At 67.4% G+C, this 25896-nt stretch carries 15 protein-coding genes and 1 pseudogene; 11 read left to right on the forward strand and 5 right to left on the reverse strand.

The window, feature by feature from the left end; all coding sequences use genetic code 11:
- The first annotated feature begins 348 nt into the window (after positions 1-348).
- The 9 genes from LGQ10_RS00710 to LGQ10_RS00750 are packed head-to-tail and all read left to right on the forward strand — an operon-like array spanning position 349 to position 18058.
- Positions 349-2016 carry a (2,3-dihydroxybenzoyl)adenylate synthase gene (locus LGQ10_RS00710; protein WP_226524334.1) on the forward strand — a complete coding sequence of 556 codons (1668 nt, stop codon included), beginning with the start codon at positions 349-351 and terminating at the stop codon, positions 2014-2016.
- Positions 2009-3754 (forward strand): ABC transporter ATP-binding protein, encoded by a 1746-nt coding sequence (locus LGQ10_RS00715; RefSeq protein WP_226524335.1) that lies wholly within the window; start codon positions 2009-2011, stop codon positions 3752-3754. The genes LGQ10_RS00710 and LGQ10_RS00715 overlap by 8 nt, the downstream gene beginning before the upstream one ends.
- A complete protein-coding gene (locus LGQ10_RS00720) occupies positions 3751-5517 on the forward strand; it encodes an ABC transporter ATP-binding protein (protein ID WP_226524336.1) in 1767 nt (588 codons plus the stop codon). Before LGQ10_RS00715 ends, LGQ10_RS00720 begins: the two co-directional genes overlap by 4 nt.
- Positions 5507-8974 carry a non-ribosomal peptide synthetase gene (locus tag LGQ10_RS00725; RefSeq protein ID WP_226524337.1) on the forward strand — a complete coding sequence of 1156 codons (3468 nt, stop codon included), beginning with the start codon at positions 5507-5509 and terminating at the stop codon, positions 8972-8974. Before LGQ10_RS00720 ends, LGQ10_RS00725 begins: the two co-directional genes overlap by 11 nt.
- The gene (locus tag LGQ10_RS00730; RefSeq protein ID WP_226524338.1) at positions 8971-14394 is read left to right on the forward strand and encodes a non-ribosomal peptide synthetase; all 5424 of its coding nucleotides are present in this window, start codon (positions 8971-8973) and stop codon (positions 14392-14394) included. Before LGQ10_RS00725 ends, LGQ10_RS00730 begins: the two co-directional genes overlap by 4 nt.
- On the forward strand, positions 14391-15527 hold the full coding sequence (locus LGQ10_RS00735) for a saccharopine dehydrogenase NADP-binding domain-containing protein (protein ID WP_226524339.1): 1137 nt from the start codon (positions 14391-14393) through the stop codon (positions 15525-15527). The genes LGQ10_RS00730 and LGQ10_RS00735 overlap by 4 nt, the downstream gene beginning before the upstream one ends.
- The gene (locus LGQ10_RS00740) at positions 15524-16303 is read left to right on the forward strand and encodes a thioesterase II family protein (protein ID WP_226524340.1); all 780 of its coding nucleotides are present in this window, start codon (positions 15524-15526) and stop codon (positions 16301-16303) included. Before LGQ10_RS00735 ends, LGQ10_RS00740 begins: the two co-directional genes overlap by 4 nt.
- 23 nt (positions 16304-16326) lie before the next feature.
- On the forward strand, positions 16327-16650 hold the full coding sequence (locus LGQ10_RS00745; protein ID WP_058436409.1) for an isochorismate lyase: 324 nt from the start codon (positions 16327-16329) through the stop codon (positions 16648-16650).
- Positions 16643-18058, forward strand: coding sequence for an isochorismate synthase (locus LGQ10_RS00750; protein ID WP_226524341.1), 1416 nt, complete (start codon positions 16643-16645; stop codon positions 18056-18058). Before LGQ10_RS00745 ends, LGQ10_RS00750 begins: the two co-directional genes overlap by 8 nt.
- A 114-nt stretch (positions 18059-18172) precedes the next feature.
- Here LGQ10_RS00750 and LGQ10_RS00755 read toward each other — a convergent pair whose 3' ends face one another.
- The 4 genes from LGQ10_RS00755 to LGQ10_RS00770 all read right to left on the reverse strand — a co-directional run bounded on the left by LGQ10_RS00755 (position 18173) and on the right by LGQ10_RS00770 (position 23268).
- Positions 18173-19075, reverse strand: a complete 903-nt coding sequence (locus LGQ10_RS00755) for an alpha/beta hydrolase (protein WP_226524342.1) — start codon at positions 19073-19075, stop codon at positions 18173-18175.
- 166 nt (positions 19076-19241) lie between these two features.
- Entirely contained in the window at positions 19242-21662 is a 2421-nt protein-coding gene (locus tag LGQ10_RS00760; protein ID WP_226524343.1) for a TonB-dependent siderophore receptor, read from the reverse strand.
- Between the two features lie 116 nt (positions 21663-21778).
- The gene (locus tag LGQ10_RS00765) at positions 21779-22762 is read right to left on the reverse strand and encodes a DUF4880 domain-containing protein (protein WP_226524344.1); all 984 of its coding nucleotides are present in this window, start codon (positions 22760-22762) and stop codon (positions 21779-21781) included.
- Complete coding sequence (locus LGQ10_RS00770) at positions 22759-23268, reverse strand: sigma-70 family RNA polymerase sigma factor (RefSeq protein WP_226524345.1); 510 nt, start codon at positions 23266-23268, stop codon at positions 22759-22761. The genes LGQ10_RS00765 and LGQ10_RS00770 overlap by 4 nt, the downstream gene beginning before the upstream one ends.
- 420 nt (positions 23269-23688) lie before the next feature.
- Here LGQ10_RS00770 and LGQ10_RS00775 point away from each other — a divergent pair, with 420 nt between their 5' ends.
- Together LGQ10_RS00775 and LGQ10_RS31445 are read left to right on the forward strand one after the other, a co-directional pair.
- Positions 23689-24696: a zinc-dependent alcohol dehydrogenase family protein gene (locus LGQ10_RS00775; protein WP_226524346.1), complete on the forward strand. Its 1008-nt coding sequence runs from the start codon at positions 23689-23691 to the stop codon at positions 24694-24696.
- 350 nt (positions 24697-25046) lie between these two features.
- Positions 25047-25292, forward strand: a pseudogene (locus tag LGQ10_RS31445) (MFS transporter); the annotation flags it as partial.
- Here LGQ10_RS31445 and LGQ10_RS00785 read toward each other — a convergent pair.
- Entirely contained in the window at positions 25261-25833 is a 573-nt protein-coding gene (locus LGQ10_RS00785; RefSeq protein ID WP_058433816.1) for a hypothetical protein, read from the reverse strand. The pseudogene LGQ10_RS31445 and the gene LGQ10_RS00785 sit on opposite strands and share 32 nt — an antisense overlap.
- Between the last annotated feature and the right edge of the window lie 63 nt (positions 25834-25896).

The following is a 25896-nucleotide window of genomic DNA, read 5'->3' on the forward strand; positions in this document are numbered from 1 at the left end:
AGGCCATAAGCTAGCAGGAAATTTCTGACCTGTAATTAAGAATGATTATCCTTTAGCTTCTGTAGCCCATCCTGCAACGGTTTGCCGGTTGGGCGTTGCGCAATCAAAAGAAAAAGCCGCGCAAACGAATGTCCTGGCAATTGCCCGCCCCTGCAAATTGCTTACTAATAATCACTCTCATTTCCAGGCATGGCCGCACCCCATGGACGAACCCCTGCGCGACATCACTGCAACCCAGCCGGCGAGGCCGGGTTCGCGCCAGCACTGACGGTGCCTTTCGTACTTTTCCACGGGCCTGGGGTTTCAGGTCCATGGCCGCCTTTTGTCTTGAAAAAACCAGGAGACAGCATGTCCACTTTCGATGATCAGCAGGATTGCCCTGCGTGGCCCGAAGCCTTTGCCGAACGTTATCGCCAGGCTGGTTACTGGCGTGATGAAACCTTCGGTGACTTGCTGCGCCATGCCGCCCGGACCTTCGCCGAGCGCGAGGCGCTGACCGATGGCCAACGGCGCCTGAGCTATCGCCAGCTGGACCAGCGAGTCGACCAACTGGCCAGCGGGCTCTATCGCCTGGGCCTGCGGGCCGGTGACAACGTGGTCCTGCAATTGCCCAACAGCACGGCCTTCGTCGAGGTCTGCTTTGCCCTGTATCGCCTTGGCGTGCGGCCGATCTTTGCCTTGCCGGCCCACCGCCAACTGGAAATCGGCCGTTTCTGCGAGTTCGCCCAGGCCCGGGCCTACTTGTGCGCGGACCAGGACGGCGGCTTCGACTACCGGACCATGGCCCGTGAGCTCAAGGCCGCGCATCCGGAGCTGGCGTGGGTGATCGTCGCCGGCGACGCCGAGGAGTTCACGGCCTTGCAGGGGCTCTACGACCTGGCGCCCACAGCGGCCTTGCCGTCTCCCAGTGCCGAGGCCGTGGCCTGCTTCCAGTTGTCCGGCGGTTCCACCGGGATTCCCAAGCTGATCCCCCGTCGGCACCAGGAATATGTCTACAACCTGCGGGCCAGCGTCGAGCGTTGCGGGCTGGACAGCGCCAGCGTGTACCTGGTGGTCTTGCCCATGGCGCACAATTTTCCCATGTGCTGCCCGGGGTTCATCGGCACCTTGTCGGTGGGTGGCCGGGTGGTGCTGAGTACCTCGCCGAGCCCGGAGGTCTGCTTCGAGCTGATCGAGCGCGAAGCCGTGACCCATACCGCCCTGGTGCCGCCCCTGGCGCTGGTCTGGCTGGAGGCGGCCCAGGCCCGTGGTCGGGGAGTGCCACAATTGCAGCTGCTGCAAGTGGGCGGGGCCAAGCTCAGTTTCGAGGCCGCGCGGCGTATCGAACCGGTGCTGGGATGTCGCTTGCAGCAGGTGTTCGGCATGGCCGAAGGGCTGATCTGCTACACCGACCCCCAGGACCCGCCGCAGCGTGTGCTGCACACCCAGGGCCGGCCGTTGTCGCCAGCCGATGAGATCCGCGTGGTGGACGACCAGGACCAGCCCGTGGCACCGGGGCAGGTGGGCCAGTTGCTGACCCGCGGGCCCTATACCATTCGGGGCTACTACCGTTATCCCGAGCACAACGCCCAGGCCTTCACCGCCGATGGTTTCTACCGCACCGGCGACCGGGTGCTGCTGACCGACGACGGTTACCTGGTGGTGGAGGGGCGGGACAAGGACCTGATCAACCGCGGCGGTGAAAAGATCGCTGCCGAGGAAGTGGAGAACCTCTTGCTCAGCCATCCGGCGGTGGCTGACGTGGCCCTGGTGGCCATGCCTGACGCCTTCCTGGGCGAGCGTACCTGCGCCTTCGTCATTCCCCGTGGTCCTGCGCCTCGCGCGCCAGTCCTGTTGCGTCATTTGCGCGCCCAGGGGCTGGCCGCGTTCAAGCTCCCGGATCGTTTCGAGTTCATTGCCGAATTTCCCCAGACCGGGGTCGGCAAGGTCAGCCGCAAGCACCTGCGCGAGGCGATCCAGGCCCTGTATTTCGGCGACGGGGCCGAGCTGCTGGAGGGAAGTGGCCGCCGTGGTTGAACGACAAGGATTGTCCGACCTGCTGCGTCCGGTGCGCGGGCGCCTGCTGGCGGCGATGGTGCTGCAGGTGCTGGCCGCGCTGGTGGGCCTGTTGCCCTTGATTGCGCTGGCGGAACTGGCGCCACTGCTGCTGGCCGGTGACCTGGACGTGGAGCGGGCGCAGTTCTGGCTGTTGGCCGGTGCCGGGGCCTTGCTCCTGCGTCTTTTGGGACTGGCGGCGGCGCTGCAGATCACCCACCTGGCCGACAGCGACCTGCAACGCCAGCTGCGCCAGCGCATCGCCGCGCACCTTGCGCGAGTGCCCCTGGCCTGGTTCGGCCGCCAGCGCGAAACCGCCGAGCGGGTGCTGCTGGACGACGTGGGCGCCCTGCACCAGTTGGTGGCGCACTTGCCCAACAACCTGGTGGCCGCACTGGTGGTGCCCCTGGTGAGCCTCGGTTACCTGCTGAGCGTGAGCCTGCCCATGACCCTGGTCGTGTTGCTGCCGCCGTTGCTGGCCCTGTGGCGCCTGCGCGCCATGCGCAGCCCGGATTACCGCGAGGAGCGCCAACGCCTGGGCGCTACCCTGGGAGCGCTGTCCACCGCGACCCTGAACTTTGTCCAGAGCATCGCCATGGTCAAGTCCTTCGGCCGGGTGGAGCGGGTGCAGGATGAGTTCATCAGCGCGGTACAGCGCTTCGGGCAGTTCTTCTCCCGCTGGGTCGAGCGTTGGGCGGGCCTGGGGGCCAGTGTCGAAGTGCTGTTGTCGCCATTGCTGGTACTGGCCCTGGTGCTGGTCGCCGGGGTGCCGCTGGTGGCTGCCGGTTGGCTGTCGCCGGTGCAGTTGCTGCCGTTCGCCCTGCTGGGTCCCGCCCTGGCGGCGCCCGTGGCGGCCCTGGGGCATGGCGCCGACTCGCTGGTTCAAGGCCGGACCGCAGCGCAGCGGATCGCCGCCGTACTGGCCACGCCCGTGCTGGCCCAGCCGGCTTTTTCCCTGGAGCCCAAGGGGCACCAGGTGCTCTTCGATGCCGTGGATTTCAGCTATCCCGATGGCACCCGGGTCCTGCGGGGAGTCGACCTGTGCTTGCAACCCGGCACCCTCACCGCCCTGGTGGGCGACTCCGGAGCCGGCAAGTCCACCCTGGCCACCTTGCTCGCCCGTTTTGCCGACGTCAGTGGCGGGGCGATCCGTATCGGTGGTGTCGACCTGCGGGACATGGACAGCGCGACGCTGTATCGCCAGGTGGCCTTTGTCTTCCAGGACGTGCGCCTGCTGCGTGCCAGTGTCATCGACAACCTGCGCCTGGGGCGCCCCGACGCCAGTCCGGCGCAGGTCGAGGCGGCGGCCCGGGCCGCGCAGATCCATGAGCGCATCAGTGCCCTGGCCGAGGGGTATCACACCGTGCTCGATGGCAACGTGCAATTGTCCGGTGGCGAGGTCCAGCGCCTGGGCATCGCCCGGGCCATGCTCAGCCAGGCCCCGATCCTGGTGCTCGACGAAGCGACCGCGGCCAGCGATCCGGAGTCCGAGGCGGCGATCCAGCAGGCCCTGTCGCAACTGGCGGCGGGGCGCACCGTGCTGGTGATCGCCCATCGCCTGAGCAGCATCCAGGACGCTGACCAGATCATCGTGCTGCAGGAGGGGCGCGTGGTGGATTCCGGTCGCCACCCCGTCCTCCTCGAGCGCCCAGGGGTGTATGCCGGGCTATGGGCTGCCGAGCAGCTGGGCGCTGCGTCGATGAACGGAGGCCAGCCATGATCCGTGCCCTGTTACGCAGCTTGCAGCCCCGGGAAGCCAGCCTGCTGCGCCGAGCCCTGGTGACGGTGGCCGCCAGTGCCCTGGCCCAGGGCGCGGCCCTGGTGCTGTTGCCCATGGCCTTTGCCAGTGTCTTCGATGCCGCCTCCGGCAGCGCATCCTGGCGCTGGGCCGGTGTCTTCGCCGGGCTTGCCGGGCTGTGCCTGGTCCTGCGTCGGCACGCGCAACTGGCCGGCTACCGCGCCGGTGCGGCTGCGGCGCAGTCGTTGAACCTGCGCATCGGCCAGCAACTGGCACGCTTGCCCCTGGAGTGGTTCGTCGAACGCCGCAGCGCCGAGCTCAATCGCCTGGTCACCCACACTGTGCTGCAGATCATGAGCACCCCGGCACACCTGCTGCAGCCCATGGCCAATGCCTTGCTCACTCCCCTGGCGTTGCTGGTGGCGCTGTTCTTCTATGATCGCAGCATGGCCCTGGCGGCCTTGGCCAGCGTGCCCTTGCTCTGGGTGTTCTACCACTGGGGCGTGCGCTGGGGCGGGCAGGCCGAGCGCTTGAGCGAAGCGGCGGCCAACGAGGCCGCGGCACGGGTCCTGGAGTTTCTGCGCCAGCAGCCCTTGTTGCGGGCCAGCGGTCGCAATGGCGAAGGTTTCAGCTTGCTTGCCGAGGCTTTGCACCAGCAGCGTACGGCCCAGCGCCGGGCCCACTGGCGAACCTTCCCGGCCGCCCTGGGGCTGGCGGTGGCGTTGCAGGCCGGCTACACCGCTGTCTTGCTGTGCGGCTTGTACGCGGTGCTCGGTGGCAGCCTCGGTGCTGCGCAATACCTGGCCCTGGCGATCCTCGCGACGTGCCTGGTGGAGCCCCTGGGAGCCCTGGTCAACCTGGGCACCACCTTGCGCCAGACTCGCCACGGGGTGAATCGTCTGCGTGACCTGCTGGAACTGCCGGCATTGCCCGAGCCCGAGCGGCCCCAGGTTCCCGCCGATGCGCACCTGGAGGTGCGTGAGCTGGGGCTGGTGCGCCAGGGCCGCACCCTGCTGCAGGACATCAGCTTCGAGCTGGCACCCGGCTCGCTGACCCTGGTGGTTGGCCCCTCGGGTTCCGGCAAGTCCAGCCTGTTGCGGTTGCTGGCCCGTTTCAGCGATGTCAGCAGCGGCGCGATCCTGCTGGGCGGCGTCGATGTCCGGCACTTGTCGGCAGCCCAGCGCGATACCTCCATTGCCCTGATGTTCCAGGACTGCCCGCCACTGACCGCCAGCCTGCTGGACAACCTGCGCCTGGGCCGGCCCGAGGCCCGCGACGATGAACTGATGGCCGCGGCCCACGCCACCGGCCTGGACCGCGTGGCCCTGCGCCTGCCCCAGGGTTGGCAGACCCTGGTGGGCGAGGGCGGCGTCAGCCTTTCCGGTGGCGAGCGCCAGTGCCTGGCCCTGGCCCGGGTGCTGCTCAAGGACGCGTCGCTGATCCTGCTGGACGAACCCACCGCGGCCCTGGACGCCATCAGCGAGGCACGGGTCAACCACACCCTGCTGCAACTGGCGCGCAAGCACAGCGTGGTGCTGGTGACCCACAAGCCGACCCTGGCGCCCAGCGCCGGGCAGGTCCTGCTGCTGGAGCAGGGGCGCCTGGCCCAGCGCGGCAGCCATACCCAATTGATGGCGGTTCCCGGCCGCTATCGCGACTTGTTCCACGAGCGCGAGGCGATCAATCGCTGGCGCTTGCGGCCTATTCCTTCCGTACCCCAAAGGACCGTCCCCCATGACCGATAACCCTGTACTGGCCCGTGCTCAGCCAGCGGATGCCGGCCTGAGTCATTCACCCCAAGGACTTTGCGCAGGCATTGCCCGACTGTTGAACTACGAACCCGAGGATCTCGAAGCGCAGGTGTCGCTGATCGAGCAGGGCCTGGATTCGGTGAGCATCATGCGTCTGCCGGCGCTGCTGGCCGCCGAGGGCGTGACCCTGGGTTTCGCCGAACTGATCGAACAACCGACGCTGATTGCCTGGTGGGCACTGATCGAGGCCCGCCGCGGCGCCGCAGCTCCACGTCCGCAGGTGCCAAGCACCGAGGCCGGCAGTGATTTCGGCCTGACACCCTTGCAGCAGGCCTACTGGTTCGGTCGCGATCCGGCGATGCCCCTGGGCGGTGTCGGCTGCCACCTGTACCAGGAACTGGACGGCCAGGGACTCGAACCCCAGCGCCTGGAACAGGCCCTGCGGCACTTGTGCCAGCGCCACCCGATGCTGCGCGCGTGCTTTGTCAGCGACACCTGCCAACGCATCCTCCCGCGCAGCCCCTGGCCGGGATTGACCGTCCACGACCTGCGCGACGCCACTTGCGTGGCGGCCGCCCAGGGCCTGGAACAGATTCGCCAGCGCCTGTCCCACCGCTGCCTGGAAGTCAGCCGTGGCGAGGTGTTCGACGTACAGTTGAGCCTGCTGCCTGAAGGCCGCAGCCGCCTGCACTTGAACATCGACCTGCTGGTGGCCGACGTCCTGAGCATCGGCATCCTGTTGCGTGACCTGGCCCTGATCCATGCCGGCCGGGCGCAGCAGCTACCGACCCTGGACTGGGATTTTGCCCATTACCTGCGCGCCGAACACGCGGTGCGCGCGCCGCAATTGGCCGCTGCCCGGGACTACTGGCTACCACGTCTTGAACAATTGCCGGACGGCCCGCAGTTGCCCCTGGCGCGTGAGCCCCAGCAACTGGGCCGGCCGCGCTTCCGGCGCCTGGCGATGCGCCTGGACCATGGCCAGCTGCAGAGCCTGGAGCAGCGTGCACGGCAGCATGGCCTGACCCTGGCCAGCGTGCTGGCCTGTGCCTACGCCCAGGTGCTGGGCCGCTTTAGTGCCAGCCAGCATTTCGTGCTCAACGTCCCGCTGTTCAATCGCCAGGAGTTGCACCCCAGCGTGCCGCACTTGCTGGCGGATTTCTCCAACCTGGTGCTGCTGGAAGTGGACCTGCGCCAGCCCGAGGACTTTTGCCGCCAGGCCCTGGCCTTGCAGGCCCAGTTGCATCGGGATATCGCCCACAGTGCCTGGCCCGGGGTCGAGGTCCTGCGCGAACGGGCGCGCTTGCGCCAGGGCGGTGGCCAGGGGGCCCCGGTGGTGTTCGCCTGCAACCTGGGGCCGGCGTTCGTCGACCAGACCTGCCGCGAGCAGTTGGGCGAGCCAGGCTGGGCAGTGTCGCAGACGCCCCAGGTCTGGCTGGATCACCAGAGTTATCCGCAAGCCGACGGCCTACTGCTGAACTGGGACGCGGTGCAAGAGCTGTTTCCCGAAGATCTGCTGGAGCAGATGTTCGAGGCCTATCGCAGCCTGCTGCTATGGCTGTGCGCCAATGATTGGCAGCAAGTGGCGCCTTTGCCGCTGCCGGCGGCCCAGCACCAGGTGCGCCAGGCCGTCAACGATTGCGCGCACGCTACCCCGGCGCGGTTGCTGCACCAGGGGTTCTTCGAGCAGGCGCTGGAACATCCAGGGCGCCTGGCACTGGTCTGCGAGCAGGGCAGCCCGAGCTACGCCGAGCTGGCCCGCCAGGCCCTGCAATTGGCTGGGGCGCTGGTGGCCTGGGGCGTGCAGCCGGGGGATGCGGTGGCCATCACCCTGCCCAAGGGCCGCGAACAGGTGGTCGCCGTGCTGGGCATCCTCGCGGCCGGTGCGGTCTATGTGCCCGTGGGCATCGAACAACCGCCAGCGCGTCGGGACGTGATCTACCAGCGGGCCCAGGCCCGGGTGGTGATCACCGACGACGCCCACCGTGACGGCGGCATCTGGCTGGCCGAGTTGCGCGTGGTGACCCTGGCCCAGGCCCTGGTGGCGAGTGCCCTGGCGCAGCCGCTGGCCGTGGCGCCGCAGGCAGTGGCCTATGTGATCTTCACCTCGGGCACCACGGGTGAACCCAAGGGCGTCGAGCTCAGTCATCAGGCGGCGATGAACACCGTGCAGGCGATCAATCGTCGCTACCAGGTGGGTCCCGAGGATCGGGTGCTCGGGGTCTCGGCCCTGGATTTCGACCTGTCGGTATACGACCTGTTCGGCCTGCTGAGTGTCGGGGGCGCCCTGGTACTGCCGGCCGACTCCCTGCGCAAGGAGCCCCGGGAATGGCTGCGGTTGGTTCGCGAGCATCAGGTGAGCCTGTGGAACTCGGTCCCGGCCCTGCTGGACATGCTGACCCTGCAAGTGCGCATCCCCGGCGAACTGGCCGGCTTGCGCCTGGCCATGGTCTCCGGCGACTGGGTCGGCCTCGACCTGCCTCGGCGCCTGCGCGAGGCGGCAGGGCCGGCGGCGCGCTTCGCCGCGCTGGGCGGGGCCACCGAGGCGGCGATCTGGTCGAACCTGCAAGAGGTGGACGAGGTGCCTGCGCACTGGCGGTCGATTCCCTATGGCCGGCCCCTGGAGAACCAGGGTTTCCGGGTGGTGGACCAGCAGGGGCGGGACTGCCCCGACTGGGTGCCCGGCGAGCTGTGGATCGGCGGTGCCGGGGTGGCCGACGGCTACCGAGGCCTGGCCAGCCTCACTGCCCAGCGGTTCGTCGAGCATGCCGGCGGGCGCTGGTACCGCACCGGCGACCAGGGGCGCTACTGGGCCGACGGCACCCTGGAGTTTCTCGGGCGCATGGACCATCAGGTCAAGGTCCGGGGCTTTCGCATCGAGCTCGCGGAAATCGACGTGGCCCTGGAGCGCCACCCGGCCATCAGCCGGGCGGTGAGCCTGGTATTGCCCGGGTCCGAGCCGCAGCTGGCAGCAGCGCTGGTAGGCGAATCGCTGCTGCCGGATGCCCAGGCCCTGCGCCAGTGGCTGGGGCAGTGGTTGCCCGAACACATGCTGCCCGATTGCTGGTTGCCCCTGGACGAGCTGCCGCTGAGCAGCAACGGCAAGGTCGATCGCGCCGCCCTGCTGTGGTTGCTGCAAGAGCACCGGCGTGGGGTCCAGCCGCAGAGCGACGAGGCCCCGCAAGGGGAGTGGGAGCAGGCGCTGGCGGCGCTCTGGCAGCAGATTCTCGAGGTGCCGCAGGTGGGCCGGCACCAGGGTTTCTTTGCCCTGGGCGGCAACAGCTTGCTGGCCGCCCGCTTGATCGAACGCATTGCGCGGCAGTTCCAGGTGGAGCTGTCGCTCAAGGACTTTTTCAACGCGGCCACCGTGGCCCTGCAGGGGCAGTTGCTCGCCTCGCGCCGGGAACAGCGGCCCGTCAATCAGAACGTAATGGTGGAGGGCGTGTTATGACGCTGGAACAACTGCAACAGGACCTGCAACAACAGGGTGTGGAACTGTGGGAAGAACAGGGCCGCCTGCGTTATCGGGCCCCGGCCGGTGTCATGGACGAAGCGCGCCTGGGGCGCCTGCGCGAACACAAGGACGCACTGCTGCAACGATTGCAGGCGGCGCAGATGCCGACCCTGGAGGCTGACCTGGCGTCCCGGGAAGAACCTTTTCCATTGACCGATGTGCAGGCCGCCTACCTGCTGGGGCGCACCACGGCCTTCAGCTATGGCGGCGTGGCGTGCCACGGCTACCTGGAGTTTGCCCAGCAGGCACTGGACCCGGTGCGCCTGGAACAGGCCTGGAACCAGTTGATCGCCCGCCACGAGATGCTGCGTGCGGTGGTGGCGCAGGAGGGCTATCAGCGCATCCTGCCCCAGGTGCCGCACTACAGCATCGTGCGGCATGACTTGCGCGAGGACGACGGCAGCGCCTTGCAGGCCCTGCGCGAGCGCATGGAACTGCGCCGGGCCACCCCTGATCAATGGCCGCTGATCGAGCTGTGCGTCAGCCAGGGCCGCGACACCGCACGCCTGCACCTGTCGGTGGACCTCCTGGTCTGCGATTACCAGAGCGTGCGCATGCTGCTGGCCGAGTTGCAGCAGCTGTACCGTGGCGAGGCCCTGCCGGCCCCGGCGTCGATCAGCTTTCGCGACTACGTGCTGGGCGAACGCCGCCTGCGCGAACAGCCGCGCTACCAGCGTGACCGCGAGTACTGGTGGGCGCGGGTCGACGGCTTGCCGGGGGCCCCGGAGTTGCCGTTGCTGGGTGCGCCCAGCGGACCACGCTTCCAGCGCCGGGCCATGACCCTGGAACAGCGCGACTGCAATGCCTTGCGCCTGAATGCGGCGGCGGCCGGGGTCGGGGTGTCGGCGGCGATCCTCAGTGCCTACGCCGAGACTCTGGGGCGCTGGAGTCGGCGCGGGCATTTCTGCCTGAGCCTGACCCTGCTCAATCGCTTGTCGCTGCATCCCCAGGTGGATCGCCTGGTCGGCGACTTCAGCTCGGTGGAACTGCTGGAAGTGCAGACCCTGCAAGGGGGCAGCTTCGGCCAGCGCAGCCAGCAACTGCAGGAGCGCCTGTGGCAGGACATGGACCATCGCCTGTGCTCGGGTATCGAGGTCTTGCGCGAACTGGCGCGGCGCAAGGGCCAGGATGCGGCGCTGATGCCGTATGCCTTCACCAGTACCCTGGGGGCCGGTGGCGAGAGTGGCGGCGGGGCGTTCATGCCTGGCGCCGAGTTGGTGTTCGGTATCAGCCAGACGCCACAGGTGCTGATCGATTGCCAGGTCAGTGAACGCGACAACGGCCTGGCAATCAACTGGGACATCCGCGAAGGGGTGTTCAGCGCCCAATTGCTCGAGGCGCTGTTCGACACCTTCGAGCGTTCGCTCAAGCGCCTGGCCCGGGAACCTTCGGCCTGGACCCTGGAGGACTGCCTGGAGCTGCCGGCCGCCCAGCGCCTGCAACGGGAGCTGGTGAACCAGACCGCCCAGCCGTTGCCGGCCGGCTTGCTGCACGAACCCTTTTGGCGCCAGGCCGCGGCGACGCCGCAGCGGGTGGCGCTGATCCAGGGCGCCGGGCAATTGAGCTACGGCGAACTGGCCGGGCGCGCCGAGGCGGTGGCCGAGGCCCTGCTGGAGGCTGGCTGCCAACCCGGTGAGCGGGTGGCGGTGTGCATGGACAAGGGCCTTGAGCAAGTGATCGCCGTGCTGGGGATCCTGCGGGCCGGAGCGGCCTATCTGCCCCTGGACACCAACCAGCCCGAGGCTCGGCGCGAGCTGATCCTGGACAATGCCCAGGTCACCCGTGTGCTCAGCCAGTCCTGGCTCAGCGATGTGCTGTGCTGGCCGGCACGAGTGACCCAGGTGATCCAGGTGGACCAGGGGCCGCTGGCGGCGCGGCGGCCGTTGCCGCCTCTGGCGGTCGATCCGCAGCAACTGGCCTATGTGATCTACACCTCGGGTTCCACAGGGGTGCCCAAGGGCGTGATGATCAGCCACCAGGCGGCGCTCAACACCATCGTCGACATCAACCAGCGCTTTGCCATCGGTGCCGATGACCGGGTACTGGCCCTGGCGAGCCTGGGCTTCGACCTGTCGGTCTACGACATTTTCGGCCTGCTGGCGGTGGGCGGCGCCCTGGTGCTGCCGGACCCGCAACGCCGGGCCGACCCTTCGCACTGGGCCGAGTGTGCCCGCGAGCACGGTGTGACCTTATGGAACTCGGTGCCGGCCCAATTGCAGATGCTCACCCATTACTTGCAGGCCGTGCCGGCCATGGCCCCGCACTCGCTGCGCCTGGCGTTGCTGTCGGGGGACTGGATCGCCCTGAACCTGCCGGCCGAAACCGCCCAGCTGCTGCCGGACCTGCGCCTGGTCAGCCTGGGGGGCGCCACGGAAGCGGCGATCTGGTCGATCTACTACCCGATCACCCAGGTCAACCCGCAGTGGCGCAGCATTCCCTATGGCACACCGTTGGCCAACCAGCGCTTCATGGTCCTGGACGAGCAGGGTCGTGATCGGCCGCAAGGGGTGGCCGGCGAGCTTTACATCGCCGGTGATGGCTTGGCCATGGGCTACCTGGGAGATGCAGAAAAGACCGCCGAGCGCTTCGTCGAGCATCCGCGCAGTGGCGAGCGGCTGTACCGCACCGGTGACCTGGGTCGCTACCTGGATGACGGCCTGATCGAGTTCCTGGGTCGCGAGGACTTCCAGGTCAAGGTGCGTGGCCACCGTATTGAGCTGGCTGAGGTGGAGAGCGCATTGCTGAGCCATCCCCATGTGGAATCGGCGGTGGTGGTGGCTGCTGGCGAAGGGGCCTTCGACCGGCGCCTGCAAGCCTGCCTGCGCGCCAGCTTGCGAGACATGCCGCTGGCCTGGCCGCAGCAGTTGGAGGCGCGGACCGCTGCGGCGGCCCAGGCGGTGCGTGGGCACCTGAGCGATGCCCTGGTCAGCGAGATGTCGGCCTGTGTCGAGCGCGCCGCGCTGTTGTCCATGGGCCTGGCGCTGCAGCGCCCGGGACTGTTCGAGCAGCCGGGGCACAGCCATGACCTGGATGAGGTGCTGCGAGTCTGCGAGGTTGCGCCGCGCAACCAGCGGCTGATCCGCCGCTGGTTGCAGGCCCTGGCCCGGGAGGGACTGGTCAGCCATGACCTTTCATCCGGCCGTTATTCGAACTTGCTGGTCGAGCGCGAGGAGTACCGGCGCCAGTGGCAGCGCATCGAGGCCCTGGAGCCCTCGGTGGGCTGGGGTGGCGAGGTCCTGCGCTACCTGCGCGAAAGCCAGGAGCAACTGCCGGCGTTGATGAGCGATCAGCTCGATCCGCTGCACTTGCTGTTCCCCGAGGGTCGCACCGACACCGCCGAGGGCGCCTACCGCAAGAACCTCATCAGCCAGTATCTGAACCAGGCGGTGTGCGCGGCGGTGCAGGACATCATCCGCCAGCAGCCCGCCGGCCACCGCCTGCGTCTGCTGGAGATCGGCGCCGGGGTCGGAGGCACCAGTGCCGACCTGATCCCGGCCCTGGATGGCTTGCCGGTGGACTACCAGTTCACCGACCTGTCGCAGTTCTTCCTCAACGAGGCCCGGGAGCATTTCGCGGCGTATCCCTGGGTCAGCTACGGCCTGTTCGATCTCAACCAGGACCATTGGACACAGGGCGTAGCGTCCAACTCGCTGGACGTGATCCTGTGTGCCAACGTGCTGCATAACTCGCGGCATGCCAGTCGGGTACTCGCCCGCTTGCGCGAGATGCTGGCCCCCGGTGGCTGGCTGATCTTCATCGAGGCCACTCGCGACACTTACCAGATCATGGCGTCCATGGAATTCAAGGAAGGCCTGACCGCCTTCGAGGATTTTCGCGCCGAGCTGGACACCACCTTCATCCGCCGCGAGCAGTGGCAGCAACTGCTGCTGGAGGCCGGCGGCGAGACGCCGCTGTGCCTGCCCACGCCCGGGGATGCGATGTCGGAGATCGGCCAGCACCTGTTCATCACCCGCTTCAAGAGCGAGCGCCAGACCCTTGAGCCCGAGCTATTGCGCGCGCATCTGGCCCGGCGCCTGCCGGACTACATGATCCCGGCGGACTGGCAGATTCTCGACGAGATGCCCCTGACCGCCAACGGCAAGGTCGATCGCCAGGCCCTGGCGCGCATCGGCGCCGCGGGCCCCGAACAGCAGGTCAACAGCGGTGCTGCGCCGCTCGATGACCTGGAACGCAGCATCGCCGAGGTCTGGCAGGTGCTGCTGCGAGTGCCGGCAGTGGGGCGCGAGCAGGGGTTCTTCGAACTCGGTGGCGACTCGCTGCTGGTGGCCCAGGTGGTGGGGCGCCTGCGTGAAGCCTTGCCCCAGGCGCGGCAGTTACCCTGGGGTGACCTGCTGCGCCAGTTGATCAACCAGCCCACCGTGGCCGCCCTGGCCGACTACCTGCGCGGACAGGACCTTGCCGGCGACTCGCCGCTGGTGCGGATCAGCGACAAGGCCCAGGGCCCGGCGCGGATCTTCGTCCACGACGGTAGCGGCACCCTGGCGCCGTATCGCGCGCTGTTCGCCGCCCTGGGCGAAGAGGCACCTCTGGAGGGCCTGGTGCTCAACGATGTACCGGGGTACCTGGCACTGGAGCCGGCCACGGCCATCCGCCAGCTGGCGGAGCGTTATGCCGACACCCTGCAGGCCGAAGGCCGGCGTCAGGTGAGCATCGTCGGTTACTGCCTCGGTGGGTTGCTGGCCACCGAGTTGGCGGCGTGCCTGGCGGCGCGCTCGATCGAGGTGCTGCAACTGAGCGTGATCAGCAGTTATCGGGTGCCGTTCATGATCGAGGATGACCTGTTGGCCGAGTACGTGTTCGCCCGGGTGATGCAGGCCGATCCGCTGGCGCTGGGTTACCCCGCGGACGAACAGGCCATGGAGCGGACCATTGCCCGGGTACTGGCCCAGACCCCGGGCCGGGTGCCCGAGGGGTCGCTGCTGGCCCTGGAGGACGATGCCCAGTGCGCACCGGCCCTGGCCTGCCTGCGGCGCCTGGCGCAGAAAACCCCCGAGCAGCGCTTGCAGGCGATTGCCGAGGCCATGCGGCATGCCGGTTCGCAACTGAGCGACCTGGCGTGGCTGGGTGAGCAATTGCAGGTGTTGCGCCATAGCCTGGCGGCGGTGGCCCTGCATGAAGCCACGCCGTATCAGGGCGACATGCTGTTCATCCGCCAGAGCGGCGAGGTCCAGGTGCTGCCGGGCATGCACCGGGACATGAGCGCCTACTGGCAGGCCCTGTGCCAGGGGCAACTGCGGGTGGTGGATGTACCGGGCGACCACTTCAGCTGCATGCAGAGTCCCCAGGTACAGGCCGTGGCCCGCGCCTTCGATGCAGGCACCGAGGTGGCGGCATGAGTGGTGCGAGCATTGGCCTGGTGGGCGCCTACGGCAGCGTCGGCCGCCAGGTCGCCCTGCTGTTGGCCGGCAGCGGGCGCTTGCGCCTCGGCGGTCGTGACCGGCAGCAGGCGGAGCAACTGAACCGGCAACTGGGCGGGCAGGCCGAGGTCCGCCCCCTGGACCTGTGGGACGAGCACAGCCTGGCGGCGTTCTGTGCAGGCTGCACGCTGGTGATCAACTGTGCCGGCCCCAGCTACCGGATCCTCGATCGAGTGGCCCGGGCGGCACTGGCTGCCGGGGCCGATTACCTGGACGTCGGTGGTGACGATCCGCTCCATGAACGGCTTCGTGGTCAGCTGTCGCACGCACGCCGGGCGGTCTTGTCGGCGGGCATGCTGCCGGGGCTCTCCGGGTTGTTCGCCCAACTGCCGGCGCGGGCGTTTCAGCGCATCGATGCCATGCGGTGCTATGCCGGTGGCCTGGGGCGTTTGTCCGGTACTGCGGCCGAGGACTTCCTGTTGAGCCTGGGCAACGGGTTCGGCCAGGCGCAGATGGCCTGGTCCGCAGGCCAGGTGCTGCGCAGCGGCGCGCCCGCCGAGCAACTGCTGGAGCGCGAATGGCTGCCGGTGGCCGGCGTGCAGGCCTATCCCTACCTGACTTGCGAGCAGCAGCGCTTGTTCGCCGATTTGCAGGTCGGGCATGGCCAGGGTTTCAACCTGTTCGAAGGTGGCCAGCTGGCGGGCGCGTTGCGGCGCATCCAGGGCTCGGCCCCGGAGTCGCGGCACTCGGCGCAGAACGTCGCCGCGCTGGTCCAGGCCAGCGCCCTGGATGTGGCGGGCCGCCAGCCCTATCAAGTGTTGGCAGTGGAGATCGAAGGCTTGCGTGACGGCCGCCAGCAGCAGGCCAGTGCCTGGCTGCGGGCCAGTGATGGCTCGCGCTTGACCGGCAGTGTCGCGGCCTTCTGTGCCTTGCATTGGGAACGCTTGCCCCTGGGCCTGCATTACGCGGCCCAGGTGCTGGACGCCGGCGCCTGCCTGGAACAGATCCGCCACTGGCTGCCGGATACCCGCTGCAGCTTGCCTGGCGAGCACCTTCGCACGGGCTCGGCAGGGCACTGCATTTCCCTGGAAACAGAGGAGGGTGTGCTGTGAGAAAGGTCCCCAGTGCCTGGCTGCGCCGCTACCCGCAGTCTCGACCGCCGCGATGCCGGCTGGTATGCCTGCCCCACGCCGGTGGCAGCGCCAGTTTCTTCAACGACTGGCGCGGCCAGCTGCCAGCGGATGTCGAGTTGGTCAGCGTGCAGTACCCGGGGCGCGAAGAGCGTCTTGGGGAAACCTGGCCCGGTAGCCTGGAGTGGATGGCCGGTACCATCACTCGCGCCCTGTCGGACCTGGCAGAGCGGCCGCTGGTGCTGTTCGGCCACAGCATGGGGGCCGCCGTGGCCTTCGAAGTCGCCGCGCGTCTGCAACAGCAGGGCGCGGCCCCGCAGCGGCTGATCGTTTCGGCGCATCCGGCGCCCCACCGCCAGCGCCGCAGCGAGTTGCACCTGGGGCCCGATGCCGGGTTGCTGGCCGATGTGCAGCGGCTTTCCGACGGCCAGCCTTCGCTCCTGGATGACCCCGCCCTGCGTGAGCTGTATCTGCCGGCGCTGCGTAACGACTATCGACTGATCGAGTCCTATCGGGGCGATTCGAGCCGGACCCTGGACCTGCCGATTAGCGTCTGCCTGGGCGCCGAGGATCGCGAAGTGGATCAGGACGAGGCGTATGCCTGGGCCGAGACCAGCCGCCAGGTCACTGACTTCCAGACCTTCCCCGGCGGGCATTTCTACCTGCGTGACCAGCAGGGTGAGGTGCTGCGCCACCTGACGCGGCTGCTGGCCAGCCATGGCGAGCCGGCGTGGCAGTGCTGGCCCTCGACCCCATGAACCTTTCCTTGATGGACACCGATATGAAGACACCCGAGCAATGCAGCAGCCTGGACGACGTGCGCTGCGGGATCGACGCGATGGACGAACAGATCATCCAGGCCCTTGGCCGGCGCCTGGCCTACGTCAAGGCGGCGGCGCAGTTCAAGCCCACGCAGCAGAGCATCGCCGCTCCGGAGCGGGTCGCGGCGATGTTGCCGCAGCGTCAGCAATGGGCGCAGCAAGCGGGGCTGGACCCGATGTTCGTGGTGCCGCTGTTCGCCCAGATCATCCACTGGAACATCGCCCAGCAAGTGCGCCATTGGCGTATCGGCCAGGGGCTGGAGCAAGGAGCGCAAGATGAATGAAACATGCCGGTCCGGGCTGACCCGGGCGCTGCAGGATGGCGAGGCCCAGGCCCGCCGTGAGGGCCGGGTGGTGCTGGTGGTGTTCAGCCTGGCGGCTGAACGCCTGGAGCCGTTGCGGTTGTTCGCGGCCAACCGCCAGGTCTTCGGCCAGAGCCTGTTCTGGTCCGGTGGCCAGGGAGGGCTGGCCCTGGCGGGGTTCGGTTGCACTGAAGAAATCAGCCCGGTGGCCGGTGAGCGTTTTTCTGCCAGCAGCCAGGCCTGGCGCCAGTTGCTGGCCGAGGCGCATCAGGTGGGGCCCCGCAAGGCCTACCTGTGCGGTGGTTTCTGCTTCGATCCCCAGGGTGCGCGCAGCGCCAAGTGGCAATCGTTCGCCGAGACTTCCCTGGTGTTGCCGCGAATCCTGCTGTTGCAAGAGGATGATCAACAGCACTGGCTGTTCAGCCTGTGGCTGGAGCCGGGGGCCGATGTCGCCCATTGCGCCGCCAGCCTGGTCGCCGAGTGGACCCTGCTGTTGACCCGCTACGCCCATGCGCCGCGCCGGCAACTGCCGTCCTGTATCGAGCAGCAGGACGACACCGAGGATGCCGCGCAGTGGCAGGCCACGGTTGCCGGGGCGATCGGGCGGATCGGGGCCGGCGAGTTGAACAAGGTGGTGCTGGCCCGGGAGGTCTGCTTGCAGGCCGAGCACAACATCCCTTGTGGTCCGTTGCTGGAGAATCTCGAGGCGGCCTATCCCCAGGCCTTCCTGTTTGCCTTCAGCCGCGGTGATCGGTGCTTCCTGGGGGCCACCCCCGAGCGCCTGGTACGAGTCGCGCGCGGCACCTTGAACACCGTGGCCCTGGCCGGCACGTGTGCCCGGGGCCTGCACGAGCAGCAGGATGCCGAGCTGGGCCAGACGTTGATGGACAGTGCCAAGGACCGCTACGAGCATGCCCTGGTGGTACAGACCGTGCGGGAAGCCTTGCAACCCTACTGTGCGATGCTGGAAATCCCCCCCCAGCCGCAGTTGCATCGCCTGGCCCATGTCCAGCATTTGCTGACGCCGGTGCTCGGTCGCTTGCGGCCCCAGGTGGACGTGCTGCAGCTGGTCAAGGTCCTGCATCCGACGCCGGCGGTGGGCGGTTTGCCCCGGGCCGGGGCCCTGGACTATATCCGCGAGCATGAGGGCCTGGACCGGGGCTGGTATGCGGCCCCGGTGGGCTGGCTCAATGCCGAGGGTGATGGCGATTTTGCCGTGGCCCTGCGCTCGGCGCTGATCCATGGCAACCAGGCGCACCTGTTCGCCGGCTGCGGCATCGTCGCCGAGTCGGACCCGCAGAGTGAGTATCGGGAGACTTGCCTGAAGCTGCGGACCATCGGCGAAGCCCTGCGCCCGCAACCGGCTTCGCCGGATGTCCAGGCCGTGTGACCCGCTGTAGCCGCTGCCGCAGGCTGCGTACGGGCGCGCAGCGCTCGCGAGGGTGGTGGTCTGGCGCTTGCTGAAGGCCCTGCGGGCCTTGTCGCAGCCTCGCGGGCTCGGCGGCTACAGGTTTTGCCTGGTGCGCAGCAGGGCCTTGATCGCCGTGGCGTAGTCCTTGCCGGCCAGGCTCATGCTGTTGTTGTGGGTGCCGCCGGGCACCAGCAGCAATTGCTTCGGTTCCAGGGCAGTCTTGAACAGTTCCTGGCTCAGGCGCGGCGGTACGTAATCGTCTTTCAGGCCGTGAACCACCAGCAACGGCATGCCGATTTCGCGGATCTTGTCGATGGAGTCGAACTTCTGCGACATCAGCCAGCGCACCGGCAGGGAAGTCTTGGTAACGGCCCTTGCGGCGTCGCCCAGGGTGGTGAAGGTGGACTCGACGATCAGCCCTCGCGCCGCCGCCGGGCGTTGCTCGCTAGTGGCCTGGCGGCCGAGCTCGGCGGCCAGGTCGATGGCCACCGCGCCACCCAGGGAGTGGCCGTAGATCAGGCGCTTGCCCGCATCTGGCTGCAGCACCATGAGGCGCTCCCAGGCAACGCGGGCGTCTTCATAGACACTGGTCTCGGAGGGCAGCTCGCCATGGCTCTGGCCAAAACCCCGGTAGTCGATGGCCAGCACCGAGTAGCCCAGGGCGTGCAGTTGCTCGATGCGAAACAGCTGGCCGGTGAGGTTCCAGCGCACCCCGTGCAGATAGAGGATCGCTGGTGCATCGGCACGTTGTGCCGGCCACCACCAGGCGTGGATGTTCTGTCCGGCCTTGAAGCTTTTCGGCTTGAGCTCGAACTCCTGCACCGTGCTTGGCAGGCCGCGGTACCAGCCGGCGGTGCCCGGCTCGATGCGAAACACCAGCTGGCGTTCCTTGTGTTCGAGCACGGCGCAGCTCACCGGCAGGCCAACGACCAGCGCGGTCATGCACAGCAGGGGAAACCAGCGACGGCGCAGGCGCTGGAGCAGGGGCGGGGACATGGAAGGCTTCACTAGACAACAGTCGAAGACGCGTTTTACCAGATGTGCCGGGAGGACTGTGGGAGTTTCTGCGCAGCGGTCGGTGACAAGGGTTGGCAAATGTTACGCAAGGGTGGCAAGCGCCGTGGCCACCCGCTGTCGGCGTGGCCACGACGAGGTCGGGGCTTTAGAAGTTCCAGCGGGTGCTGAGCATCAGGTTCCGCGGGTCGCCGTAGTACGACGAGTTGTAGAAGCCGATGTTGGTGAAATACTTCTTGTCGAGCAGGTTGTTGACGTTGAGGGTGGCAGAGACGTTCTCGGTGATCTGGTAGCGGGCCATCAGGTCCACCAACCAGTACGGGTCCTGGGCGAATTTTTCCTCGGTGCCCTTGCCGTAGTTGCTGAGGATCTTCCAGCCAGTGCCCTGCCAGCGCACGCCGCTGCCCAGGGTCAGCTTGTCGAGGCTGCCGGTCAGCTTGTAGCTGGTGTAGAGGTTGACCTGGTCTTCCGGTTCCCAGGTGGAGACCTTGGCCCCGCTCTGGTCGCGAATGATCTTGTGGGTGTAGCCGGCCTGCAGTTGCCAGCCGGGAGCGAGCTCGCCGGAGATTTCCGCTTCATACCCCTTGGCCTTGGACTTGATGCCCTTGGACGCATAGTCCAGGCCGGGGGTGGTGGGGTTGGCGTTGTAGGCCAGGTCATCCACCGGGCGGTTTTCTTCATGCACTTCGAAATAGGCCAGGCTGGAGTTCAGGCGGCCGTCGAAGAACTCGCCCTTGAGGCCCACCTCGTAGTTGGTGCCTTCGTCGGGCTTGAGCACCTTGTCGTTGCGGTCGCGGTAGTCGTCCTGGGGCAGGTAGATCTCGGTGTAGCTGGCATAGACGGAGAAGTTCTGGTTGAGGTCGTAGACCACCCCGGCGTAGGGAATGATCTTGCCGGTGTCCTTGGTCTGGCTGGTGCCGCTGACCTCGTAGTTGTTGACCCGGCTGCCCAGCAGCAACGAAAGGTCGTCGTTGAGGCTGAAGCGCGCAGTCATGTAGCCGGCGCTCTGGCGGGTGGTCTCGTCGTTCTTCTTGGTCATGCTGCCCCAATCTGGCTTGGGGCTGTGCCCGTTCCAGTTGAAGTAGTCGTAGAAGTTGTTGTGATTGGTGGCGCTGGTGAAATCCCGGCCTTTCCAGTGAGAGTTGGAGATCGACGCTCCCACCACCAGCTGATGCTCGCGTCCCAGCAGGTCAAAGGGGCCCGTGGCATAGAGATCCCCGCTGTCGCTGACGGTTTCACCGGTGTACTTGCGGGTCAGCAGCGAGGCGATGCCGGTCTCGGCGTTTGGCGACATCAACGAACCCAGGGGCGCGTTGTAGCCATTGATCTGGTGGTTGTACTGGGCCTTGGCCACCCAGCCGTTAGCGAAGCTGTGCTCCAGGGTGCTGAACACCGTGCGGGTGTATTGCGACCAGCGACTCCAGCTCGCGCCGTTGTTGTAGGAGCGCGAGGTGCTGATGGCGTTGCCCTTGGAGTCGTACAGCGAGCTGCTGCCCGACCAGCTGGAACCCTTGGGGTCGTTGTCCTGATAGTCGGCGCCGACGGTGAGCAGGGTGTCCGGTGACAGGTCGAACTCGAGGATGCCGTAGTAGACGCTGGTCTGGCGCTGGTAGTGGTCAAGGAAGGACTTCTTGTCCTGATAGGCGGCGACCATCCGTCCGCGGACATTGCCGCTGTCGGTCAGGGGACCACTGACATCGACCTGCGAGCGGTAGTTGTCCCAGGAACCGGCCCCCAGGTCGATGTGCCCGGCGAATTCGGCGGTGGGTTTCTTGCGCACCATGTTGATGGTGCCGCCGGGGCCCCCGGCACCGGTGAGCAGGCCGGTGGCGCCCTTGAGGATTTCCACGCGGTCATAGATCACCGTGTCGGTGAGGGTATGGCCCGAGGAGTACTGCGCGTCCTGCAGGATCGGAATCCCGTCGTACTGGAAGTTCTGAATGGCAAAGCCGCGGGAGAAGTAACTGGTGCGGTCACTGTCGTAGGTGGCCACGGTGATGCCCGGGGTATGGCGCATCACGTCGTCGATGGAGTTGAGGCCGAAATCGTCCATGGCCTGGCGGGTGACCACCGAGATCGACTGCGGGGTTTCCCTCGGTGTCAGCACCAGCCGGGTGGCGGTGGCGATGGTGCCCGGAGTGTAGGAACCGCTGCCTTCGGTGACGGTGCCCAGCTGGTTGGTGGTGACCGTGGTTGGTCCCAGTTCGACCCGTTCACCGCCGCTGGCCTGTACTACCCGATAGCCTGTGCCCTCGGCCACGGCTTGCAGGCCCAGGGGTTTCAGCAGGCGCTGCAGGCCTTCGTCCACGCTGAAACGGCCATTCAGGCCGGTGCTGCGCTTGCCGGCACTGAGGCTGGCGTCGATGGCGATCATGCTTGCCGACTGCTGCCCGAAGGCGCCCAGCACCTGGTCCAGGTTGCCCGGGGCAATGGCGTAGTCGCGCTGCTGGCGGTCGGTCATGGCGGCGCTGGGTTCGGCGGCCAGCAGCGGTAGGCTGGTGCTGGCGATGGACAGGCCGATGATGACCGGGCGCAAGGCCGCGGCAAGGGGCGTGAGGCGAATGTGCATAGGGAAAATCCGTGGGTTGAGAAGGGTTGGCGCTGAGCTGTTTTCCAGCTTCTTCCCTGGTCTTGATGCACGAGATTGAAAAAACTGCCGCCGTCCTGAAAAAAAACCGCAAAAGATCAGGCAGCGTCCACGGAGGCCCAGTAACCCATCACCCGCCGGATGCGAATGGGCAGGGTCTTGGCCAGCAGGTCTAGGCTGGCGTCCGGCTGGTCCAGGGAGAACGAGCCGGAGACCCGCAACCCGGCGACCTCGGCGGCGCAGCGCAGCAGACCGGGGCGATAGCGGTCGAGTTCGGCGATCACCTCCCCCAGAGGCTGGCGTTCGGCAATCAGCAGGCCCTGGGTCCAGGCGCTGGCCGAGGCGGGCACGGCGAGCACCGCGCCGATCCGTTGTTGGCCGATATCCACTTGCTGGCCCGGACCCAGTTCCAGCAGGGGCGCGTGGGCGGTGCTCACCGAGCCGCTGCCGGCCAGCAGTTGCACCCGGGTGCCGTCGATGCCCGGCAAGCCAACGCTGAGGATCAGCCGGGAGCGGGGGGCCAGGTGGATGCGCCCATCGAGGGTGGCAATGCGCAGTGGCGCGGCGTTGCCCAGGGTCAGCAGCAGGCGGCCGCTGTTGAGCCGCAGTTGCAGGCCCTGGGGGCTGGCCTGCTGGTCGAGGCTGGTGCGGGTGTCCAGTTGCAGGCTGGCGCCCGCGGCCAGTTGCAATTGGCGGCGCTCGCCGGTAGCGGTGTGGTAGTCGCTGAACAACTGTGGCAACAGCAGCCGTTCACGCACGCCCCAACTGCTGGCGGCCACCACGCCAAGGCCGACGAACCCCTTGAGCAGGGTGCGCCGCCCTGGGTGGCTGCGGGCCTGCAGCAGTTGCCGGGCGTGGGGCGCGGACAGGCTGCTGGTGCTGGCGCGCAGGTCCTGGCCGATCCCGGCCAGGCGCTGCCAGGCCAGTTCATGCTGCGGGTCGGCCCGGCGCCAGGCCAGGCAGGCGGCCTGCTGCTCGGGGTTGCTGAGGCCCGATTGCAACAGCACCAGCCACTCCAGGGCCTGGTCCAGCACTCGCTGTTCCACCGCGCCCTGATCGTCCACCGGCTGAAAGGCGTTCATCCCGGGTACACCGCCGCGTAGCAGTGGCGGTAGGCCTTGAGCATGGCTTTCTGCACCACGTTGACCGAGAGCTGCAGGCGTTCGGCAATCTGCGGGTAGGTCAGGCCTTCGAGCTGGGACAGCAGGAACACCTCGCGCACCCGGCTGCCCAGCCCGTCCAGCACCTGGCCCACGGCATCCAGGGCTTCGAGCACCAACAGGCGGGTTTCCGGCGAGGACTGGTGCTGCGGCTCCAGCTGCGCCAGGGATTCCAGGTACGCGCGCTCCAGGGCCTGGCGACGGAAATATTGCCCGCACAGGCGGCTGGCCACGGTGTTGAGGTAGGCCCGGGGTTCGCGCAGCACGGGCAGTTGCTCGCTGCGCAGAATGCGCACAAAGGTGTCCTGGGCCAGGTCCATGGCCTGATCCTGGTTGCCGAGCTTGCGTCGCAACAGTTGCACCACCCAGTTGTGATGCTGGACGTAGAGCTCGCCCACGGCGTGCTGTAGCGAAGGGTTGGGCTCCATCGATAAGGGTTCCAGGGCCGAGGCGGGCAAAAGGGCGTTTATGGTAATGCTTCTCATTAGTGGGTGCTTGAATTTTTATCGTGGCTCGCCAGCGCTTGTCGTCATCCGCCTGTGGACGTGCCAGGGTTTGGATGCGGCACGCGCGCTGTATGAAGAACAAGTGGGCGAGCAATGGGGCGCGACCGTGACCGAGCAGTGTTTTGTGCGATCAGCAGTGGAGCCTTGTAGCCGCTGCTGAGCCTGCGAAGCTGCGCCAAGGCCCGCAGGGCCTTGCCTGGCGATCCTGTGTCGAACCCCTAGCGGCCCTGACAACCTGTATCCCTGCGACGCAGTGTTCGCAGCTTGCGGCAGCGGCTGCAGCCAGGCGTTCGGTGGTAGGGTTAGCCCCCTGAAGATTATCGATCTGTGGAGAAGCATCCCATGCAAGCCATCACGCTCAGCCTGCCGGCATCCCTGGACAACCTGAAGGTAGTGGAACTTCCCGACCCGGGGCAGCCTGCCGCGGGGCAGATCCGGGTGCGCATCCATGCCTGCTCCCTGAACTATCACGACTACGCGGTCGTGACCGGTGGCCTGCCTACCGCCGACGGACGTATTCCCATGGCCGATGGCGCCGGGGTAGTGGAAGCCGTGGGCGAGGGCGTCAGCGAGTTCAAGGTGGGGGATGCGGTGGTGTCCTGCTTCTTCCCGCATTGGCACGATGGCGGCCCGGCGATTGCCGATTTCAGCACCACCCCGGGGGATGGTGTCGACGGTTACGCCCGTGAAGTGGTGGTCCAGCCCAGCCACTGGTTCACCCATGCACCCAAGGGCTACAGCCATGCCGAGGCGGCGACCCTGACCACCGCCGGCCTGACCGCCTGGCGCGCACTGGTGGTGGATGGTGCACTCAAGGCCGGCGAAACCGTGCTGGTGCTGGGCACTGGCGGGGTCTCGATCTTCGCCCTGCAACTGGCCAAGGCCATGGGCGCCACGGTGATCGCCACCTCGTCGTCGGATGCCAAGCTGGCGCGGGTTCGCGAGCTGGGGGCCGATCACACCATCAATTACCGCACCCACCCCGAGTGGGGCGCCGAAGTGCTCAAGCTCACCGGCGGTCGCGGCGTCGATCACGTGGTGGAAGTGGGTGGCCCGGGCACCTTGCCGCAGTCCATCAACGCGTGTCGTATTGGCGGGCATATCGCCCTGATCGGTGTCCTCACCGGCTGGGCCGGCCCGGTGCCGACGGCGGCGCTGATGGCCAGGCAACAGCGCCTGCAGGGGCTGATCGTCGGCAGCCGCCAGCAGCAGGTCGAGATGGTCCGGGGCCTGGAGGCCACTGGGATCAAGCCGATCATCGACAGCACCTTCGCCCTGGCGGACATCGCCAAGGCCTTTGCCCATGAAGCGTCCGGCGCGCACCTGGGGAAAATCTGTCTGAGTCTCTGACGCATCGCCGCAGCCCAGGCCCAGCTTATCGATCGGATCTCCTACAGGTCCGATCTCTGCCGCTGCCGAAGGCTGCGACAAGGCACGCAGTGCCTTCCAACGCCGGCAGCCATGGCCTCGGCTTTCCTTCTACTGTTCATGCTTGAGACCGCCCCCAACAATTACACGAAAAGGGTTGCGTCATTCGCCTCCTCCCAAGGGCATGGGTCGTTAGGTCCTGTGTGCCGCCTGCTTGTGGGCCTGTCCGTGCCGCTGCTTTCCATTTCCATCCGAGCACGGGAGGGCGCCCATGAACCGCGATCTGAAATAGCGGGTCGATCAGGGCCCGATGGGTTTGTTCCAGTGCCTGGCAGATCGGCTTGTTGCTCAGCGCCGGTCTTTTCGGCATGGCCGCCGGCTCGCTGTTCATCGCGTCCTGGGCCGATCGCTTCGGGCGTCGGGTGCTGATCCTGTTCTGCCTGCTGCTGTCGGCTGCGCCCGACGCTGCAGCAGGCGCGGCCGGCCCTGGCCTGGAGCGGGAGCGGCTTGAGGTTCAGCCCGCCAGGTTGTGCGGCACGTCGCGGGTCAGAAGATCGAGTCCCGGCCATTGCGGGTAAAGGCACTGATACGGGTGTAGCGCCCGTTGACCGATTCGATGCTCAGGTCGCCATCGAAGTCGGGAAAGCTCACGCGCCCGCTGGACAGCGGCAGCAGCGTCACCTTGAGCTTTTCCACGGGGGTCGAGGTGAACTTCAGGTCGGCGATGTTCGGCGCCATGTGGGGCAGGGCGTAGCGGGCGTTTTTCAGTTCGCCGACGTAGCTGAAGATCATTGGCGTGGTGTAGTCCTGGGTACGCGGGCGGTAAGTCGAGGAATAACCGACGATGCTCAGGGTACGGCCCTTGATCTCGACGAACATGAAGGTCGGCGTGCGCTCGGTGATCCGGCTGCTGTCCGCGAGCAGCGCCCTGGCTTCGGCAGCGCTGATCAGGTTGTTGTCTTCATGGCTGAAGTCGTAGGCATGAAATCCGTTGAGTTCGGTCATGGCGCGCAGCAGCAGTTCCTTCGACGGGTCCGGGTGCATCCAGCGCACGTTGGGGCCACAGGCGCCCAGCAGCAAGGTGAGCAGAAGCAAGGCAGGCAGGAAACGGGGGCGCATGAGAGTCCTTTCAAACAAGGCGCCATGGCGTGGCGCAGGCCGGCCATGGTCGCGCAAAGGGTG

Origin of the sequence: Pseudomonas sp. L5B5, from assembly GCF_020520285.1 — a bacterium.
In the GTDB taxonomy this organism is placed as follows: domain Bacteria; phylum Pseudomonadota; class Gammaproteobacteria; order Pseudomonadales; family Pseudomonadaceae; genus Aquipseudomonas.

What these genes read in the sequence shown, in the direction of transcription:
- LGQ10_RS00760 (WP_226524343.1), bottom strand. Translation starts at nt 21,662, where the DNA reads ATGCACATTCGCCTCACGCCCCTTGCCGCGGCCTTGCGCCCGGTCATC.
- LGQ10_RS00730 (WP_226524338.1), top strand. Translation starts at nt 8,971, where the DNA reads ATGACGCTGGAACAACTGCAACAGGACCTGCAACAACAGGGTGTGGAA.
- LGQ10_RS00770 (WP_226524345.1), bottom strand. Translation starts at nt 23,268, where the DNA reads ATGGAGCCCAACCCTTCGCTACAGCACGCCGTGGGCGAGCTCTACGTC.
- LGQ10_RS00765 (WP_226524344.1), bottom strand. Translation starts at nt 22,762, where the DNA reads ATGAACGCCTTTCAGCCGGTGGACGATCAGGGCGCGGTGGAACAGCGA.
- LGQ10_RS00775 (WP_226524346.1), top strand. Translation starts at nt 23,689, where the DNA reads ATGCAAGCCATCACGCTCAGCCTGCCGGCATCCCTGGACAACCTGAAG.
- LGQ10_RS00735 (WP_226524339.1), top strand. Translation starts at nt 14,391, where the DNA reads ATGAGTGGTGCGAGCATTGGCCTGGTGGGCGCCTACGGCAGCGTCGGC.
- LGQ10_RS00745 (WP_058436409.1), top strand. Translation starts at nt 16,327, where the DNA reads ATGAAGACACCCGAGCAATGCAGCAGCCTGGACGACGTGCGCTGCGGG.
- LGQ10_RS00710 (WP_226524334.1), top strand. Translation starts at nt 349, where the DNA reads ATGTCCACTTTCGATGATCAGCAGGATTGCCCTGCGTGGCCCGAAGCC.
- LGQ10_RS00750 (WP_226524341.1), top strand. Translation starts at nt 16,643, where the DNA reads ATGAATGAAACATGCCGGTCCGGGCTGACCCGGGCGCTGCAGGATGGC.
- LGQ10_RS00755 (WP_226524342.1), bottom strand. Translation starts at nt 19,075, where the DNA reads ATGTCCCCGCCCCTGCTCCAGCGCCTGCGCCGTCGCTGGTTTCCCCTG.
- LGQ10_RS00720 (WP_226524336.1), top strand. Translation starts at nt 3,751, where the DNA reads ATGATCCGTGCCCTGTTACGCAGCTTGCAGCCCCGGGAAGCCAGCCTG.
- LGQ10_RS00785 (WP_058433816.1), bottom strand. Translation starts at nt 25,833, where the DNA reads ATGCGCCCCCGTTTCCTGCCTGCCTTGCTTCTGCTCACCTTGCTGCTG.
- LGQ10_RS00725 (WP_226524337.1), top strand. Translation starts at nt 5,507, where the DNA reads ATGACCGATAACCCTGTACTGGCCCGTGCTCAGCCAGCGGATGCCGGC.